Here is an 18,181-nt window from a genome sequence, read left to right on the forward strand (position 1 = left end):
TGGCCTGAAATCGCTAGCATGGCGTTTTAGCCAATTAAGGATAGGGAATGACAGGTAGCGTTTGGCGATCTTTGCAGGCGTTAATGGGCCGATTGTTTCCCGCCAGCTATCGCTGGCCTGCAATGGATGTTCGGCTCGGCGAATGTAAGCTACATCTGGTCGGGAGCATTCATATGGGTACACGTGACATGCAACCTTTGCCCGGCCGCCTGCTACGCCAGTTGCAAAAAGCTGATGCGCTGATTGTCGAAGCGGATATTACGCAAGGCGGCTCGCCTTTCGAAAACAGCGGCAATCGTGCCTCGCTAGCTTCACGTATGCCACCCGATGCACTGTTGAAACTGAAGACGCTGTGTAACGAACTCAGCCTCTCGATCAGCCTGTTTGATACACTTCCCGCCTGGCAAATCGCACTCATGTTGCAGGCTCAGCAGGCTCAGCGGTTAGGTCTTCGCCCAGATTATGGTATCGATTATCAGCTGCTACAGGCAGCAAAAAACTGGCAGAAGCCGGTTATAGAACTGGAAGGCGCGGAGACGCAAATTGCATTATTGAAAGCGTTACCGGACGATGGCATGGCACTGTTGCAGGATACGTTAATGCACTGGCACACCAATGCACGGTTGCTGCAAATGATGGTGAGCTGGTGGCTGGATACCCCACCGCGTCAATCGCAAATTGCCTTGCCGACCACCTTCAGTCAGACACTCAACGATACATTAATTGGCGATCGCAATGCACAATGGCGCGATGCGTTACTGGCGTTACCGGCTGGAAACTATATTGTCGCCGTCGGCGCACTGCACCTTTATGGAGAAGGCAATTTACCGGGACTATTAAAAGCGCCATAAAAAAGAGAGCCGATAGTATTATCGGCCCGTCAAAAAGGAATTTGTTTATGATTTTGGTTATCGCTCAGCAAGTGAACTGCTGGCGCGGGAACAATTCTCACCTAAAGAACAAATTTTCGCCACCTTTATTATGCGTTTTTCGTAATAAGATTTTTCGCAGCGAACAGGTTAAAAAGGAACCGGTATGACGCCCGCGGTAAAACTGCTTGAAAAACAAAAAGTCAGCTTTACGCTGCATGCTTATGAACACGATAGCCAAGAAACTAACTTTGGTGATGAGGCGGTACGTAAGCTCAATCTGGATGCGCGACAGGTTTATAAAACGTTACTGGTGGCGCTAAATGGCGACGGGAAACAGTTGGCAGTAGCCGTGACGCCAGTGGCCAGCCAGCTTGATTTGAAAAAAGTCGCCAAAGCCTTAAAAGTGAAAAAAGCAGATATGGCCGATCCGCAGATGGCACAACGTGTTACCGGTTATCTGATCGGTGGCATCAGCCCTTTAGGACAAAAAAAGCGTCTGCCCACGGTTATTGACCACTCCGCGGCGCAATTTGCCACGATGTTTATCTCTGGCGGTAAACGCGGGCTGGATATTGAACTGACGCCACAGGATCTTTCGCGTCTGCTGGATGCACCGCTCGCTGATATTGCCCGCCGCGACTAAACGCGCGGCTGAGCACAGAGTTGATCAACCATCCAGCGCCCGGCAGGCCCTGGCGGATTGCGGCGTGACCAAATCACCTCAACCGCAATGTGCTGTGGCCAACCGGGTAGCGTTAGCTCCTGCAATACGCCGTGACCAAACTGCTTAACCAGCCAGCGCGGTAATATGCTCCAGCCAAAGCCCTGTTCAGCCATTTCCAGTAGTAACAGATAGTTCGGCGCTGACCAGATGCGGCCAGGCGGTAAATTTTCACGTTGATCCACCCACGTGTTAAGCCGCAGTTGCCGCACGGCTTCCAGCTGGCTTTCACTGATGGCATCCTGTTGCGTCAGCGGATGCTCGCAATGCAGGTAAATGGCCATTTGTGCTTCAACCTGCAAGCGTGCCATCGCAATATTCTCTGGCAAACGCGGCTGGGCACGGACGATCCCCAAATGCACCCGGCCCGCCTGCAGTAAATCCAGTACATCTTCATCCTCTGCCAGCATACATTCCAGCTCGATCTCGGGATAACGTGCATCAAATTGCTTTAACAGCGTTTCATGGTAATCGGCTTGCCAGAAGTCCGAAATGGCGATGCTCAGACGCGGTTCAATGCCCTGCGCCAGCCGAACGGCCAGCGTATCCAGCCGTTCACTGGCGGCCAGGATTTGCTGAACTTGCGACAGTGCACGTTGTCCGCGTTCAGTGAGCTGAGGCTGTCTCCCGCTGCGATCAAATAACATGAATCCGAGATCGTCTTCCAGGTTAGCCACCGCCGTACTGACAGTAGATTGGCTCTTTCCTAACATTCGGGCGGCGGCAGAGAATGATCCACTCGCCACAGTTTGTACAAATGCCTCAAGAGATTCGGGGAATAGCGCATTCAATCCATCGCTTTTATCGATACTTAATCATTTTATCTTAGCATTTTATCGTGAGAAACTGCGCGGCGTAATTAATAAGGGGATTGATAATGCGCACCCGCTCATTGAAAGAACGTTTTTTCCATGCCGCTGGCTTTGAAACCATAGCGATCCTGATCGTGTCGCCGCTGGCGGCATGGATCATGCAGAAACCACTGTTTCAGATGGGCAGCCTGGCCATAATGCTGTCGACGGTGGCGATGTTATGGAACATGATTTATAACAGCGGGTTCGACCGTTTTTATCCCCTGGCCAGAAGCGCAGCTTCACAGTGCGTACGCTGCATGCGCTGGGGTTTGAGGGTGGCTTTATTTTGATAGGTTTGCCGATAGCAGCGTGGATGCTGGATGTCACGCTTTGGCAGGCTTTTTTGGTTGAAGTCGGGTTTTTTCTGTTTTTTCTGCCCTACACAATGCTTTACAACTGGATATGGGACAGACTGCGCCAGCGTTGGTTTACGGCGCGTGAATCACGTGAGGCGCGCTAAGCAAAGGAGGCGCATGCGCCTCCTTGTCAGTTTAATGGGCTTTCGCGGTCTCGCTTCCCCAGGGCCAAATCCAGGCCAGAATCATTTTGGGGTAATTGCGCTTACGTGACTTCTCTTCCGCTTCTTCACGCGCTTTTATCTGCGCCTCCGACAAATGTATAACAGTATTCGCTGGCGTGTAATCGCTGGCTTTAATTGGTGAGTGCGTGCTTACCCAGTTGCGTAACACTTGCGCATCGATATCTCCGCTGTTGATATAGTCAGCATGGTTATCCAGACGAGGATAACCATCACCACCAGCCGCATTGAAACTGTTGGTTGTCATGCGATACTTCTCTTTATCCTGTAGCGGTTTCCCGTTAATGCGCACCTCACTGACCGTGCTGCCATCTGCCACCAGGCTTACGTTAGCAAATTGCGCGAAGCCACCAGAGTTAGGTTTGATGTTCGCCACCACCGCCAGATACTTTTTGATTTCAGCGCCGGTTAGCGTCACTGATACCACCTGATTGCCAAACGGCTGTACCTGTAACAGATCACGCCAGGTCAGTGTGCCTGTGGGCAGAGAGGCACGAATGCCACCACCGCTCATTACAGCAAAATCGCCCTGGGTGTGAGCCATTTGCGCCCGTAAAATCAGCTGGCCCAGATTACTTTGCTCAAAACGCACCGTCTCTTTTTCGCCCACGAAAACGCCCTCAGAACGGCCGACATTTGCCGTTAGTTTGGCCCCGGCACGCTTCTGAAATGGCATCAGCAGTTTCATCATTGCGGTGTTTTTCGGGATCTCTTCTTGCCAGGTTAGCCAGGTTTCGCTGCCATCCATGTTTTTGATTTTGTGTTTAAGGTTAACCGGCACCAGTTGATACGACTCCAGCGTGACTTCACCGTTGCGGTAGGTGAAATCGCCGCGCCCGACATACTGGCCCCATTTATCAGCCTGCATAATCCAAATGCCGTTTTGTTTATCTGGCTGACACGGCTGGCCTGGCTGATAATTTTTAATGATAACGTTCTCTTTTTCCATGCAGACCGCATCATGAGAATGACCGCCGACAATCAAGTCGAGAGTACCTTTTGGCAGGCTACGTGCCAGTGTCACATCGCCGGGCGCGTTGCTGCCATATTTGCCATCTTCGTAGTAACCAAGATGGGTTAACGCAACAATGACGTCTGGTTTTTCAGTGGCGCGCAGTTCAGCTACGGCTTTTTTGGTTTCTTCCACGGGATCGTGAAACTCAATCTCTTTCAGGCCAGCAGGGTTCGCCAGTCTCGCCGTATCGGGCGTAATTAATCCGAGCACGGCAATCTTCAACCCCATGCGATTAAAGACCGCCCAGGGTTTAAACAATCGCTGATCGCTGCCTTTTGATAAACATTCGCCGCCAGGAAAGGAAATTTTGCCCACTTTTCCTGCTTGCGTAAGATTTCCAGCGGCTTGTCGAATTCGTGATTCCCCAGCGCCATAGCATCGTAGCCAATCAAATTCATGCCGCGGATATCCGGTTCGGCATCAAGTTCATCTGACTCCGGTACGCCAGTATTGACGTCGCCAGCTGAAAGAATGAGCGCCCCGCCTCCTTTCGCCTGCACGTCATAGCGCAAATGGTCCATTAATGTTTTTTGTGCCGCTAAACCATATTCGCCTTGCGCGTTGAACCAGAAATGGCCATGTTCATCATTCGTGTGCAAGAGGCTAAAACGGTAGGTGCGATCAGGCGTTGCGGCCTGTGAAAACAGGGGTGCCAGTGCCAGTAGCAGCGCCACGCCTTGTCTAATCCATTGAGGTAACAACACAGCCAAACTCCTTATCACGCTTTTAATCCGTTTATTTACGGGCTCGCTCGCTGAAAAGCATTGTGTCGCATATAACGCCCTTTAACTCAAGACCAAACGCGCATAGAGTCATTGTCGTTAACATTAAAACAACAACTCAATTTCAGGAATATTATGGCAAGCGAGCAAACTCTCTCTTCTCACCCGGCGGGCCGCACCGCTTTTGGCATTCTCGGTGCTATCAGTTTTGCCCACCTGCTCAATGATATGCTGCAATCCCTGCTGCTGGCGCTTTATCCGTTGCTGCAAAAGATTTCAGCCTCAGCTTTGTGCAGATCGGCCTGATTACGCTGACCTATCAGGTTACCGCCTCTATGTTGCAGCCTTTAATTGGTTACTACACCGATAAATACCCCAAACCCTGGTCACTGCCGATCGGCATGGGCTTTACGCTTTGCGGCTTAGTGCTACTGACCTTTGCCAGCAATTATCCGCAGGTTTTAGTGGCCGCCGCGTTGGTGGGCTGCGGCTCATCAGTATTTCATCCTGAATCATCACGCGTAGCGCGCATGGCTTCCGGCGGACGCCACGGCCTGGCGCAATCGCTGTTTCAGGTTGGGGGAAATTTTGGCAGTGCAATGGGACCGCTGCTGGCGGCACTGATTATTGCGCCATATGGTAAGGATCACCTCGGCTGGTTTGTTCTGGCGGCGCTGCTGGGCATTATCGTTTTGTTGCAGGTGAGCCGCTGGTATCAGCATCAACATCGCGCTAATGGCGCTAAAACCAGTGCTGCGCCGCTTAATCCTCTTCCTGCGAAGAAAATTGCCCTGGCCATTAGTATCCTGCTGCTGCTGATTTTCTCTAAATACTTCTACCTCACCAGCCTGAGCAGCTATTACACCTTTTATTTAATGCATAAATTTGGCCTGTCAGTGCAAAACGCACAATTTCACCTGTTTGCTTTTTTAGGCGCGGTGGCGGCAGGCACCATTGTTGGCGGCCCGATTGGCGATAAAATTGGCCGTAAATATGTTATCTGGGGATCAATTCTTGGCGTTGCGCCTTTTACTCTGCTGTTGCCGCACGCAACATTGATGTGGACCAGCGTGCTAAGCGTAGTGATTGGCCTGATTCTGGCGTCGGCGTTTTCGGCTATTTTGGTGTATGCACAGGAGCTGATGCCGGGGCGTATTGGCATGGTTTCTGGACTCTTTTTCGGTTTTGCCTTTGGTATGGGCGGGCTGGGAGCGGCGGTGCTGGGCGTGGTGGCTGACCATACCAGTATCGAATGGGTTTACCAAATCTGCGCCTGGCTGCCGTTAATCGGCCTGTTAACCGCTTTCCTGCCTGATAATCGTCACGCACAGGACATTTAACAGGCGTAAACTTTTTCGTTATGCCTCTCTCTGAACCGTTATTTCAGCTGAGATTAAAGATAATATGTAAAAATAGCGGTTAGATTGCGTTTTTAGCTCGGCAGATGAATTTTTTCTTATCATCCTGCAAATTTAACAGCGAGGCATTGATAATTGCATTAAACTCATTTGTTACAAGCGGATACATTTGCATACAAGGAGACAGGCATGCATCACACTACACCGTTGATCACCACCATTGTCGGAGCACTGGTTCTGGCTTTTCTCCTTGGCATGCTGGCGAATCGTTTACGCATTTCGCCGCTGGTCGGTTATTTGATGGCGGGCGTTATGGCTGGTCCTTTTACGCCTGGCTTTGTTGCTGATACCGATCTGGCGCCTGAACTGGCTGAGTTAGGCGTAATTTTGCTGATGTTTGGTGTCGGTTTGCACTTTTCGCTCAAGGATTTGTTGTCGGTAAAGTCGGTCGCCATTCCCGGCGCGATTGCGCAGATTGCCGTCGCGACACTGCTGGGAATGGGGCTTTCCTGGACGATGGGCTGGTCGTGGATGACCGGTTTGGTCTTTGGCCTGTGTCTCTCAACCGCCAGTACCGTAGTGTTGCTGCGTGCGTTAGAAGAGCGACAGCTGATTGACAGCCAGCGCGGTCAAATCGCTATCGGCTGGTTGATTGTTGAAGATTTAGTCATGGTACTGACGCTGGTGCTGTTGCCTGCCATTGCCGGAATGCTGGAACAGGGCAACGCCAGCGCCGGATTACTGGTATGGGATCTGTTATTCACCATCGGCAAAGTGGTGGCGTTTATGGTGCTGATGATGGTCGTCGGACGACGTGCGGTGCCATGGATCCTCGCCAAAAGCGCCGCTACCGGTTCACGAGAGCTGTTTACCTTAGCGGTACTGGCCCTGGCGCTCGGCATTGCGTTTGGCGCAGTGGAGTTTTTTGATGTCTCTTTTGCGCTGGGTGCCTTCTTTGCCGGCATGGTACTAAACGAATCTGAACTGAGCCATCGCGCCGCCCACGATACCTTGCCGTTGCGTGATGCTTTTGCTGTGCTGTTTTTTGTCTCGGTCGGTATGCTGTTTGATCCGATGATTTTGGTCACGCAACCGCTGGCTGTACTCGGCGCGCTGGTGATCATTGTGGTAGGCAAATCGCTGGCAGCCTGGCTGCTGGTTTCTCTGTTGGGGCATTCTCGTCGTACTGCCCTCACTATTTCAGCCAGTCTGGCACAGATTGGTGAATTCGCTTTTATCCTTGCCGGACTCGGCATTTCACTGGGCCTGTTGAACGACGAGGGTCGTAATCTTGTCCTCGCCGCAGCCATACTTTCCATTATGATTAATCCCATTTTGTTTAGTCTGCTGGAGCGTTATCTGGCGAAGACCGAAACCATGGAAGAGCAGACGCTGGAAGAGGCGATTGAGGATGAGAAACAGATCCCGGTAGAAATGTGCAGCCATGCCGTGATTGTCGGTTATGGACGGGTCGGCAGTTTAATCGGCCAAAAACTGCGTGAAGCAGGCGTTCCGTTTGTGGTAGTAGAGAATTCCCGCCCGCGTGTGGAAGCTCTGCGCGAGCAAGGTATAAAGGCGGTACTGGGTAACGCGGCGCGTTCCGACACGATGGAGCTGGCGCGTCTGGATTGTGCCCGCTGGCTATTGTTGACCATCCCCAACGGTTATGAAGCGGGTGAAGTGGTGACGGCGGCACGAGAGAAATATCAGACTATTGAAATCATTGCGCGTGCGCACTATGACGACGAAGTTGATTATATTTTAGAGCGCGGCGCTAACCGTGTCGTCATGGGCGAACGCGAAATTGCGAGCAGCATGTTGCATATGCTGGAAGAGAAAATGGCGCAGGATGGAAACACCCTGGCCTGTGAAAAAGGTTAATCACCTGAGCTTGTAGCGGTGCGCGCTGACCTTCTCCCGCAAGCAGGAGAAGGTTGCTGCCGCGCCAGGTTAACGATCCCAGTAGGACTCTTCCAGACTGTCTTCGCGCTCTGGCAGGCCGCGCGTCAGACGTGGAGAGTGCTGGTTCAGCACCTGATAACTGACGCGGTTCGCATATTTACAGACCTGCGCCAGTGAAGAGTAGCTCAGATAAGGTCGTGCATGTTTGCTGGAGTTTGGCACTTTCAGGCGATGATAATTATTCGCCGTAATATCATGAAGCACTGCCGCCAGCGCACCGTCACCTGCCCCGTTGGTATTCATAATCTTCTCTGGTCCGCCCATGTAAGGCGCAATGTGAGAAAAAAATACGCAGCGGCTGTTCGCAATCCTGTTTACGCATTACCCGGCTGAATTCGTACTGATTAAATTCTGCAATCGCGCCAGGTAACAGCGGATGATTGGTTTTACGTTTAAACGCTTCTTCGGTGTAACCCGCCATGTAAAGCCCGGTCGGGCCAGCCGTACACAGCACCAGATCGACCCATTCCAGCGTCATATCTGAAGCTAATAGCGGGTCTGCTTCCCCGGTCAACGCCAGTGCTTCTTCCTCGTTCATTGCCACGATCGAAACGTGATCGCGCAAAAAATCGCGCCAGAACTGCGGGTTGTCGCTGATGACATGCTTAGTGCCGAGCGTTAATACCACCGGAACGTTATGCTTTTTAGCATATTCAATCGCCTGTAGTGTGGCTGCTGGCATCGGTTCGCCCTCATTGCAGCGTACCAGATAGGAGGTCAGTACCAGAGCTGAGGCACCCGCAATCACCTCTTCAGGAATACTGGCAGGTTGCAACTGATTCATCTGGCCGGGGCTGATAGCAAACGTGCGTTCGCCATGCTCGCCGATCAGCGTAAAACAACGCCCAATGGCACCATCAACGCCCTGTAAATAATTGAGATCCATCCGGCTGGAGGTGTTGCACAAATAGCGATAGGCATAGCCACCGATCTGAATGTTATTGCACATTACGCCTAACAGCACAGAACGGTCATCGGCCAGTACCGAGAAGTTATGCAGGGTGTTGCCAATGGTGCCGCCAGCAAACTGGTGGCTAATCAGCTCATCACGCATCAGTTCGCCGTACAGCGCCTCTGCAATGGCATCGTCAATCACCAGCGAATGACCGGCGCTCAGGCCATAGCGTACAAGAAAAGCGTCATCCACTTTGGCTTCGATATCAACCAGCGTCTGATCAATACCCACCACCCAACTGCCCTCTTCAACATCATGCGGCGTGGGCTGTAATAAGGGATCGCGTGCGCTTACGGGAAAATAGTGTTTGGATTTGCGTTTGCCGGGAAATTTCATGAAGACTGCCGTAAGGAAAAACAGGCAGAGAATGATATCACACTCTCTGCCAGGGCTTTAACGACGAGCATTGATCAACTGCACCATCATGTCGATGTGCGCGGCGTCGTCGTTGAGGGCCGGAATATACTCAAATTTTTCACCGCCTGCGTGCATGAAGAATTCGCAGTTCTGCTCGCTGATCTCTTCCAGCGTTTCCAGACAGTCCGCCGAGAAGCCAGGACTCATTACCTGTACATGTTTTACGCCCGTACCCGGTAGGCCTTGCATGGTTTCGTCGGTGTAAGGTGTCAACCAAGGCTCACGGCCAAAACGTGACTGGAAGGTCAGTTTGACCTGATCGTCACGCAAACCCAGTGCTTTGGTCAGCGCCGCCGTGGTATCAGCGCAACGCTGAGGATAGTCATCACCCTCATCCGCAAAACGCTGTGGAATACCGTGATAAGACATCACCAGCAGATCTGGCTGACCGTGCTGCGCGAAAGAACGTTCAACAGACGCTTTTAACGCTGCGATATAGGCAGGATGATCGGCGTAATCACGAATGAAATCGACGTCAGGCAGCGAACGGTAATCTTTGAAGACCGCCGTTAGTCCATCCCATACCGCTGCAACGGTTGAACAGGAAAATTGCGGATAGAGGGGTAACACGATCAAACGCGTCACGCCCTGCGCCATTAAACTGTCGACGGCGCTTTTCATACTCGGATTACCGTAGCTCATACCCAAAGCTACCGGTATATCCAGCCTGGCGGCCAGCGCATCGCGTTGACGCTGGCTGTAAACCATCAGTGGCGAGCCGCCTTCCATCCAGACCGAAGCATACAGTTTTGAGACGCGTGGCGATCGGAACGGTAAAACGATGCCATTGAGGATCGGCCACCAAAGCCAGCGCGGAGTATCGACGACGCGCGGATCGCTCAAAAACTGTTTCAGATAGCGTTTAACTGCGGGTGTGGTTGGGGCGTCTGGTGTACCTAAATTCACCAGTAAAACGCCGGGCTTGTCTTGCCTCATTATTTTTCCTTGATGACGACGGGGAGCCTGAAAAAACTGGAGGAATTGTAGCGGAATTAAGGGGAGGTAACAGCGATTGCTGCAAAAGGGGCTGGTTAAACCAGCCCCAGCGCGATTAGCCGAGGATATTCGCCAGCTCTGCGCTTACTTCAGACACTTTACGGGTGCCATCAATTTTGTGATAAGCGGTGTGGCCCGCCTCCGCTTCTTTGCTGTAGTAAGCAATCAGCGGTGCCGTCATCTGATGATATTCGACCAAACGCTTACGTACTGTCTCTTCCTGATCGTCTTTACGCGTAGTCAGTTCTTCACCGGTTACGTCATCTTTGCCTTCAACCTTTGGTGGGTTAAAGGTGACGTGATAAACACGGCCCGATGGCGCATGGACGCGACGGCCCACGATGCGCTCAACGATCAGTTCGTCCGGTACAGCGAATTCCAGCACGTAATCAACGTTGATGCCGGCATCTTTCATCGCGTCAGCCTGAGGAATGGTGCGTGGGAAACCGTCCAGCAGGAAACCGTTTTTGCAGTCTTCCTGTGCAATACGCTCTTTTACCAGCGCAATCACTAACTCATCGGTAACCAGCTTACCCGCATCCATGATGGCTTTCGCCTGGTTGCCGAGTTCGGTGCCTGCTTTTACTGCTGCACGCAACATATCGCCAGTGGAGATCTGCGGAATGCCATATTTCTCCATGATGAATTGGGCCTGTGTCCCCTTACCTGCGCCCGGAGCTCCGAGCAGAATAATACGCATTGCGTAAATCCCCTTGCGAATCGCATTGATCAATCTGAGAAGGCGAAGAACATACCATTATGACCCGCGCATCACAAGGAAGCAGGCGGATCCCATAGTGGCTACTTTACTGGCTTTAGCCTCAGAAACCAGTACGCCGATCGGCACGCGCGCCATTTTCGGATTTGTAACCCTGCGCGAGCAGGTTTTGCAGCCGCTTGCTCAGATAATGCGTCATATTGACACTTTTTTTCCCGCCGCCACGCACATTGGCATTGATCTGCATGCGCGCCTGTTGCGGCCACAGCACCAGTTCTTCCGTGCTTTTCAGCGAAGCCAGCAGCGGTGTCGGTAGCGTAAAGGTGGCGAACGGCAGGCCGGGTTGATGGCTTGAATTAAGCGACAGAGGCGTAGAGAGCGAAATCCTGTCGACAACCGCAGCGTTATAAGGCCGCCAGTGTTCGTCATCAATGCGGTTAAGCGTCTGTTGAATCGCTGAATCTAAAGCCAGACCCTGTTCAAACAGGCGCAACTCACTCCGCACCAGGGTGCTGAAATCGTGTGTGCGCAGTGCCACCAGTACGATATCGCTGCCGAGTTCAGCATGACGGTCAAGACGCGAGACAAACAGCTGCGCCTCGTTGATAAGCTTCTCATGCAGCATACTGGCGAAGCTTTCGCTGGCTTCAGTCACCCCCTGCTGCTGACAATCACTTAAGGTGCGTACTACGCCGTGTGGTATATCAACATGCGGTATTAATGTGATGTTACCCGCCATCAGCGGAATGGCAGGCAGCACATTCAGTTCAGTGACGGGATAGTGAGAAGCGTAGCGCGTTTGATTACGCGCCTGCTCCTGGCGAAGAAAGAGTTGAGACAGCAAAACGCGCGCCACATGTAAAGACGGCGCAAAGAAGAGATCAAACTGCTCCAGTTTATACAACCGTGACAATGTGATGCGTAACCTGTCTCGCGCTTCCGATGCGCGTTCAGATGGGAGGGATAAGGGAACCATAATGCTGTTTTTCTCGTTGTTTTCGCTGAGTATTGGTGAGCGGCTCATCCTGAGCAAGGCGGAAATAGCCGGACAAAAGCACAGACAACCCTGTGAGTCAACCCGCCAGAATTTGCCCAAAAGGGTAGGCCAATGCGGCTGGACTTTAAAATGATATAAACTGACAATCCCTGTTAGGTTTTTACACAGGGGATGAGTATGACCGGACTACCACCGCTGAGGGCGCTGCACTATTTTCATCAGGCAGCTTTAAACAGCAGCTTTAGTCTGGCGGCCGAACACCTGCACGTCACTCACAGCGCAATCAGCCACCAAATACGGCAACTTGAAAGCTGGATGGGCAAACCGTTATTTGTCAGAACTCAAGGACGCGTCAAATTAACCTCACATGGTGAGCGTTTACTGCTGAGTTGCCAAAAAGCATTCAGCGAATTGCACAGCACCTGCGAAAGTATCCGTACCGGGATGCGTTACCATCTCAAGGTTTCATGTTCGCCCAGTTTTTTGTCACAGTGGCTGATCCCACGTATTGCCACCTTTTACCAGCGCCATCCCGACATTGAAATTCAGTTCCAGGCACTGGCAAACATCAATCAGTTGCGCAGTGAGCATACCGACATTCTGGTGCTCAGCCAGGAACAGCCGCCAGACGGCGATATTGATGCCACGCTGGTCAGCGAAGATTACACAGGTCCGCTCTGCGCACCGCTGTTCGCCCAGCGTTTTCGCAGCGATCGTGATTTAGCTGAATTACCGCTCCTGCACGCGGATACACACCTGCAAGCCTGGTCAGAATGGGCGAATCGCGCCGGGGCGCGTGGCAATTTTCGGGCAGGAAAGCATTTTGAAAACCTGACGCTGGCTATTCAGGCTGCGCGTAATGGTCTGGGGGTGATCATTGCGCCACGATTGCTGGTTCGTCAGGAACTGGAGGATGGCACACTGATAGCGCCAATCGGCTTTGTACGTGTGGATCGGGCTACATGGATGATGACGAAAGAGGGGCGGCGTCACGACGCGGAGATCAGTCTGTTTCGAAACTGGCTGCGTGAAGCAGCACAGGCATAAAAAAGCCGGTGATATTCACCGGCTTTTCTGTTTTAGGCCGTCAGCAGCTGATTCATGCGACGGATAAACTGGTTTGGATCGTCCAGCGTACCGCGCTCAGCCAGCAGCGCCTGATCCAGTAACAGCTCCACCCATTCAGCGAAGCGTGTTTCATCGTGGGTATCCGCAACACGTTTCACCAGCTGATGATCCGGGTTGATTTCAAAGATGTATTTCACTTCCGGCACATCCTGACCTGCCGCCGCAAACAATTTTGCCATCTGCGTGGTCATTTCATTGGCGTCCGTGGTGACGATGGCAGGCGTATCGGTCAGGCGATGCGTCAGACGCACCTCTTTCACTCGCTCGCCCAGCAAGGTTTTCACACGCTCAACAAAAGGTTCCAGCGCCTTCCCGGCTTCTTTCTGCTCTTCGGTCTCTTCATCGGCCAGTTTGCTCAGCGACTCATCGGCTTTGCTGACTGACTGGAAGGCTTTACCGTCGAATTCGGTCAGGTAGCTCATCATCCATTCGTCAATACGATCGGAGAGCAACAGCACCTCAATGCCTTTTTTACGGAACAGTTCCAGATGCGGGCTGCTCTTCGCGGCGGCATAGCTGTCGGCAGTGATGTAGTAAATCTTCTCCTGACCTTCAACCATGCGGCTGACGTAATCTTCCAGAGAAATGGTCTGCGCTGAACCTTCGCTCTGGGTCGTCGCAAAACGCAACAGTTTCGCGATAGTTTGCTGGTTAGCCTGATCTTCAGCCGGGCCTTCCTTCAATACCAGACCAAACTCTTTCCAGAATGTCTGATATTTATCGCTGTCGTCTTTCGCCAGTTTTTCCAGCATTTGCAGCGCACGCTTAGTGAGCGCACCGCGCAGGCTTTGCGTTACGCGGCTGTCCTGCAAAATCTCACGTGATACGTTAAGCGGCAGATCGTTTGAGTCGATCAGGCCACGCACAAAGCGCAGGTAGTTCGGCATAAACTGTTCAGCATCATCCATGATGAACACGCGCTGAACATAGAGTTTCAGGCCATGTTTGTGGTCACGATTCCACATGTCAAACGGCGCACGTGACGGGACATAGAGCAGACTGGTGTACTCTTGCTTGCCCTCAACGCGGTTGTGGCTCCAGATGGCCGGCTCGCTGAAGTCATGGGCAATGTGTTTGTAGAATTCGGTGTACTCTTCATCACTGATGTCGGACTTGTTGCGCGTCCACAGCGCCTGGGCTTTGTTGATCTTTTCCCAGCTGGTGGTGTCGTTTTCTTCGTCTTTGCTTTCAATTTCGACTGGCAGCGCGATATGGTCAGAGTATTTACCGATAATGCTGCGCACGCGCCAGGCATCCAGGAACTCATCTTCGCCTTCACGCAGATGCAGGGTGATTTCGGTGCCGCGATCTTCTTTGGTGATATCAGCAAGAGTGTATTCACCCTCACCCGCCGATTCCCAGAATACCCCTTCGTCAGCCGCAGCGCCCGCAGCGCGCGTACGCACGGTGACTTTATCTGCCACAATAAATGCAGAGTAAAAGCCCACACCGAACTGGCCAATCAGCTGGCTATCTTTGGCCTGGTCTGAACCGAGCGACTCAAGGAAAGCTTTGGTGCCCGATTTTGCGATAGTCCCGAGGTTCTCAATAACCTCTTCACGACGCATCCCGATACCATTATCGCTCAGCGTAATGGTGCGGTTGTCCTTATCAACAGAGAGACGCACACGCAAATCACCGTCGCCTTCATACAGGCTGGCATCCGACAACGCGCGGAAACGCAGTTTGTCTGCTGCATCCGAGGCGTTAGAAATCAGCTCACGCAGAAAAATCTCTTTGTTTGAATAGAGAGAATGGATCATCAGGTGCAGAAGTTGTTTTACTTCCGACTGAAAGCCACGAGTCTCTTGTCCTTTCATGGTCATTGCTACCTCAACAAAACAGGTTGAACAAACGTTGAGGAAGATGTGGGGATGGGAATGTACTTTTCAAGCCGGTGTTTTTCACAACACCGGCAAGTGTTTAAAATTTAATCTTGTGGCGACCCGCCAGCGAATGGGAAAGCGTGGTGCCATCAACCATTTCCAGTTCACCGCCGACTGGTACGCCATGTGCGATACGGCTGGCATCAACGCCATACTGTCCGCACAGCTCAGCGATGTAGTTGGCTGTGGCTTCGCCTTCTACCGTTGGGTTGGTCGCGAGGATCACTTCCTGGATGGTTTCGGTTTCTAACCGCTGTTCAAGGCGATCGAGACCGATATCCGCAGGCCCAATACCATCGAGCGGTGAGAGGTGGCCCATCAGCACAAAATAACGGCCGCCAAATTGACCAGTTTGCTCAATGGCATGAATATCTGCCGGGCTTTCCACCACGCAAATTTGCCCATTTTGCTGACGCCGGGGATTGGCGCAGATGGTGCAAATTTCCTGTTCAGTGAAAGTACGGCAATCGGCGCAGTGACCAATTTCAGACATTGCCCGCGTGAGCGCCTGCGCCAGCCGCATGCCACCGCTGCGATCGCGCTGCAATAGCTGAAACGCCATGCGCTGTGCCGACTTCGGCCCAACGCCGGGCAAACAGCGCAGCGACTCCATCAAAGATTCAAGCAGTGGACTGGTTTGCATCAGAATGGCATCTTAAAGCCAGGTGGCAGTTGCATACCGGAAGAGACGGCTGCCATTTTTTCTTTCTGCGTTTCATCAATACGGCGAGCCGCATCGTTAAACGCCGCTGCGATCAGATCTTCCAGCATATCTTTGTCATCTTCCAGCAGGCTGGGATCGACTTCTACGCGGCGGCAGTTATGAGCGCCGTTGATGGTAACTTTTACCAGACCAGCGCCTGATTCACCGGTGACTTCCAGTGCGGCGATCTCTTCCTGAACCTTGGCCATTTTGTCTTGCATCTGCTGGGCCTGTTTCATCAGGTTACCCAATCCGCCTTTACCAAACATAGTTTTCTCTCTCAGCTGTGGCCACAACGCGACTCAAAAGAGCGTAGTGGCGTGATCAAACGGGTCGAATACTCTCTTCATCCAGATCGGCATCGAAAAAGCGACGCAGCGTCTGAATATGGGTATCGCTGGTAATCGACTGACGCGCCTGCGCCAGTTTTTCTTCGTAAATGGCCTGACGCCATTCCAGTGGCGTCAACACCGTAGAATTATCGTCTTCAATAACAGACAGTTCAACTGTCTGACCGGCCGCATTGCTTAATGCGGCGCTTAACGCCTGCTGCGCGGCCCCCGAATTCAGATGTCGCTGACTGGAGCGCAGATGCAGGCAAACGCCGCGTTCGGTGGTCTCTTTCCATGCATTAAGCGCCAGCTGCTGTACCAGTTTCGGCAGTTGCAGGGTGGCAATTTCTGCTGCCCAGGCATCGCGCTGCTGCGCTTCTTCTGCCAGTCGGGCTGCCAGTTCAGGCGTTTTCTCATGCTCAAGTGCAGAACGCAAGGCTTTTGGCGTGGCGACCGGTTCAACGACCTCTACCGGCTGCATCTGTGCTTTCCAGCGATAGGCCTCTTTTTTTACCGACGCGGCAGGCGCGTTATCACGAAGGCGCTGCTGGTTGCGCTCGCTAACTGAGGCCAGCCGCTCCAGTGCGGAGTTGGCCGGCCGCGCTCCAGGCGCCGCCGGCTCACTCTTTTTGGCTTGTTCGCTCCCTGACGCAACAACTGGGTGCGCGCCTGCAGGAGCTGACTGGTGGAACTTGCCAGAGCAGGATCCGCTGCGGCTCTGGTGGATTGCTGCAAAGCTGGCGCAGGCGCAGATTCAGGCGGTGCCATATGCGGCTGTGCCGCTGTCGGCTGCGGCGGCGCAGTGTGTGGCTGTGCGCTGCTGGGCTGTGGCGTTAACGTCGGACGCGCCACAGGCTCGGCAATGGCTGCCTGCGGATGAAATGCCAGTGCACGCAGCAGCGTCATCTCAACGCCCATGCGACGATCGGGCGCAAGCGGCAGATCTTTGCGCCCCATCAGCAGCGTTTGGTAATAAAGCTGTAAATCAGCAGGCGGCACAACGCGAGCCAGTTCGCGCAGACGTAATGCATTGCTCTCTTCATCGTCATTCATTGATGTCGGCAGCAGTTGCACCATGGCAATGCGATGCAGTAAACGCAGCATTTCGACCAATAACGCTTCCCACTCAACGCCACGCGAGGCCGCCTGACTCAGCAGCGCCATCGCCTGCTCGCCATTGCCGTCAACCAGGGCTTCAATCAATCCCAGCGGTTGCTCATCATCCAGCGTGCCAAGCATTGCGCTGACTGACGCCGTATTGACTTCGCCCTGCCCCATGGCAATCGCCTGATCGGTCAGACTCAGCGCATCGCGCATGCTGCCGTCAGCGGCGCGCGCCAGCAGTTGCAGTGCGCGTGGTTCGCTCTGAATCTGTTCCTGCTGCAAAACATATTCAAGCTGCTGGCGAATTTGATCGATATCCAGTGCTTTGAGATGAAATTGCAGACAGCGAGAAAGAATCGTGACCGGTAGTTTCTGCGGATCGGTAGTGGCCAGCAGAAATTTTACGTGTGAGGGCGGCTCTTCCAGCGTTTTTAACAAGGCATTGAAGCTGTGACGCGACAGCATGTGCACTTCGTCGATCAAATAAACTTTGAAGCGGCCGCGCGCTGGCGCGTACTGCACGTTGTCGAGCAGATCGCGTGTGTCTTCAACTTTGGTGCGCGATGCCGCATCAATCTCGATTAAATCAACAAAACGCCCTTGTTCAATTTCACGGCAGTTGTTGCATTGACCGCACGGCGTCGCGGTGATGCCGGTTTCGCAATTGAGACCTTTGGCCAACAGACGCGCAATAGTGGTTTTCCCTACCCCGCGCGTGCCGGAGAAGAGATAAGCATGATGGATGCGCCCTAAAGACAATCCATTCGCCAGCGCCGTCAGAACATGTTCCTGACCGACTACGTCAGCAAAAGCCTGGGGACGCCATTTTCGCGCAAGTACCTGATAGCTCATGTGGATTCGACGGATTTGGATGGAAAGGTGAGTGCAGCCTTCTGCAACCCC

Annotated in this window: 11 protein-coding genes, 5 pseudogenes and 1 other annotated feature; of the genes and pseudogenes, 6 read left to right on the top strand and 10 right to left on the bottom strand. The window is 52.9% G+C overall.

Annotation, left to right across the window (positions count from 1 at the left end; all coding sequences use genetic code 11):
- The first annotated feature begins 47 nt into the window (after positions 1-47).
- Positions 48-851: a TraB/GumN family protein gene (locus tag O3W44_RS08155; RefSeq protein ID WP_269292667.1), complete on the top strand. Its 804-nt coding sequence runs from the start codon at positions 48-50 to the stop codon at positions 849-851.
- A gap of 184 nt (positions 852-1,035) precedes the next feature.
- A complete protein-coding gene (ybaK, locus tag O3W44_RS08160) occupies positions 1,036-1,515 on the top strand; it encodes a Cys-tRNA(Pro)/Cys-tRNA(Cys) deacylase YbaK (RefSeq protein ID WP_269292668.1) in 480 nt (159 codons plus the stop codon).
- Here ybaK and O3W44_RS08165 read toward each other — a convergent pair.
- On the bottom strand, positions 1,512-2,384 hold the full coding sequence (locus tag O3W44_RS08165; protein WP_442954620.1) for a LysR family transcriptional regulator: 873 nt from the start codon (positions 2,382-2,384) through the stop codon (positions 1,512-1,514). The two genes, ybaK and O3W44_RS08165, sit on opposite strands and share 4 nt — an antisense overlap.
- Positions 2,385-2,470: 86 nt before the next feature.
- On the opposite strand from O3W44_RS08165, the pseudogene O3W44_RS08170 reads away from it, so the two are divergent.
- Positions 2,471-2,907: pseudogene (locus O3W44_RS08170) on the top strand (multidrug/biocide efflux PACE transporter).
- A 31-nt stretch (positions 2,908-2,938) separates the two neighbouring features.
- Here the strand turns inward: O3W44_RS08170 and ushA are convergent.
- Positions 2,939-4,704: pseudogene (gene ushA, locus O3W44_RS08175) on the bottom strand (bifunctional UDP-sugar hydrolase/5'-nucleotidase UshA).
- A gap of 150 nt (positions 4,705-4,854) precedes the next feature.
- On the opposite strand from ushA, the pseudogene O3W44_RS08180 reads away from it, so the two are divergent.
- Together O3W44_RS08180 and ybaL are read left to right on the top strand one after the other, a co-directional pair.
- Positions 4,855-6,062: pseudogene (locus tag O3W44_RS08180) on the top strand (MFS transporter).
- A 207-nt stretch (positions 6,063-6,269) separates the two neighbouring features.
- A complete protein-coding gene (gene ybaL / locus O3W44_RS08185) occupies positions 6,270-7,961 on the top strand; it encodes a YbaL family putative K(+) efflux transporter (RefSeq protein ID WP_269292670.1) in 1,692 nt (563 codons plus the stop codon).
- A 69-nt stretch (positions 7,962-8,030) separates the two neighbouring features.
- On the opposite strand, the pseudogene O3W44_RS08190 reads toward ybaL, so the two are convergent.
- From O3W44_RS08190 to O3W44_RS08205, 4 genes and pseudogenes are all read right to left on the bottom strand, one after another.
- Positions 8,031-9,333, bottom strand: a pseudogene (locus O3W44_RS08190) (inosine/guanosine kinase).
- Between the two features lie 57 nt (positions 9,334-9,390).
- Positions 9,391-10,350, bottom strand: a complete 960-nt coding sequence (hemH, locus tag O3W44_RS08195; protein WP_269292671.1) for a ferrochelatase — start codon at positions 10,348-10,350, stop codon at positions 9,391-9,393.
- A 115-nt stretch (positions 10,351-10,465) separates the two neighbouring features.
- Complete coding sequence (gene adk / locus O3W44_RS08200) at positions 10,466-11,110, bottom strand: adenylate kinase (RefSeq protein WP_269292672.1); 645 nt, start codon at positions 11,108-11,110, stop codon at positions 10,466-10,468.
- Between the two features lie 121 nt (positions 11,111-11,231).
- Positions 11,232-12,104, bottom strand: a complete 873-nt coding sequence (locus O3W44_RS08205; protein ID WP_269294397.1) for a DUF6024 family protein — start codon at positions 12,102-12,104, stop codon at positions 11,232-11,234.
- 198 nt (positions 12,105-12,302) lie between these two features.
- On the opposite strand from O3W44_RS08205, the gene O3W44_RS08210 reads away from it, so the two are divergent.
- The gene (locus O3W44_RS08210) at positions 12,303-13,172 is read left to right on the top strand and encodes a LysR substrate-binding domain-containing protein (protein ID WP_269292673.1); all 870 of its coding nucleotides are present in this window, start codon (positions 12,303-12,305) and stop codon (positions 13,170-13,172) included.
- Between the two features lie 32 nt (positions 13,173-13,204).
- Here O3W44_RS08210 and htpG read toward each other — a convergent pair whose 3' ends face one another.
- The 4 genes and pseudogenes from htpG to dnaX form a co-directional block, all read right to left on the bottom strand.
- Entirely contained in the window at positions 13,205-15,073 is a 1,869-nt protein-coding gene (gene htpG / locus O3W44_RS08215; protein ID WP_269294398.1) for a molecular chaperone HtpG, read from the bottom strand.
- A 103-nt stretch (positions 15,074-15,176) separates the two neighbouring features.
- A complete protein-coding gene (recR, locus tag O3W44_RS08220; RefSeq protein WP_269292674.1) occupies positions 15,177-15,782 on the bottom strand; it encodes a recombination mediator RecR in 606 nt (201 codons plus the stop codon).
- Positions 15,782-16,111, bottom strand: a complete 330-nt coding sequence (locus O3W44_RS08225; RefSeq protein ID WP_269292675.1) for a YbaB/EbfC family nucleoid-associated protein — start codon at positions 16,109-16,111, stop codon at positions 15,782-15,784. Before O3W44_RS08225 ends, recR begins: the two co-directional genes overlap by 1 nt.
- Before the next feature lie 55 nt (positions 16,112-16,166).
- Positions 16,167-18,130 (bottom strand): annotated as a pseudogene (gene dnaX, locus O3W44_RS08230) (DNA polymerase III subunit gamma/tau).
- Positions 16,764-16,824: a sequence feature (DnaX frameshifting element), on the bottom strand. Its footprint overlaps the pseudogene before it by 61 nt.
- Positions 18,131-18,181: the final 51 nt, after the last annotated feature.

Origin of the sequence: Pantoea sp. LMR881 (assembly GCF_027157825.1) — a bacterium.
GTDB classification, from domain to species: domain Bacteria; phylum Pseudomonadota; class Gammaproteobacteria; order Enterobacterales; family Enterobacteriaceae; genus Pantoea; species Pantoea haifensis.

What these genes read in the sequence shown, in the direction of transcription:
- O3W44_RS08205 (WP_269294397.1), bottom strand. Translation starts at nt 12,104, where the DNA reads ATGGTTCCCTTATCCCTCCCATCTGAACGCGCATCGGAAGCGCGAGAC.
- ybaL (WP_269292670.1), top strand. Translation starts at nt 6,270, where the DNA reads ATGCATCACACTACACCGTTGATCACCACCATTGTCGGAGCACTGGTT.
- O3W44_RS08155 (WP_269292667.1), top strand. Translation starts at nt 48, where the DNA reads ATGACAGGTAGCGTTTGGCGATCTTTGCAGGCGTTAATGGGCCGATTG.
- ybaK (WP_269292668.1), top strand. Translation starts at nt 1,036, where the DNA reads ATGACGCCCGCGGTAAAACTGCTTGAAAAACAAAAAGTCAGCTTTACG.
- hemH (WP_269292671.1), bottom strand. Translation starts at nt 10,350, where the DNA reads ATGAGGCAAGACAAGCCCGGCGTTTTACTGGTGAATTTAGGTACACCA.
- recR (WP_269292674.1), bottom strand. Translation starts at nt 15,782, where the DNA reads ATGCAAACCAGTCCACTGCTTGAATCTTTGATGGAGTCGCTGCGCTGT.
- adk (WP_269292672.1), bottom strand. Translation starts at nt 11,110, where the DNA reads ATGCGTATTATTCTGCTCGGAGCTCCGGGCGCAGGTAAGGGGACACAG.
- htpG (WP_269294398.1), bottom strand. Translation starts at nt 15,073, where the DNA reads ATGAAAGGACAAGAGACTCGTGGCTTTCAGTCGGAAGTAAAACAACTT.
- O3W44_RS08225 (WP_269292675.1), bottom strand. Translation starts at nt 16,111, where the DNA reads ATGTTTGGTAAAGGCGGATTGGGTAACCTGATGAAACAGGCCCAGCAG.
- O3W44_RS08210 (WP_269292673.1), top strand. Translation starts at nt 12,303, where the DNA reads ATGACCGGACTACCACCGCTGAGGGCGCTGCACTATTTTCATCAGGCA.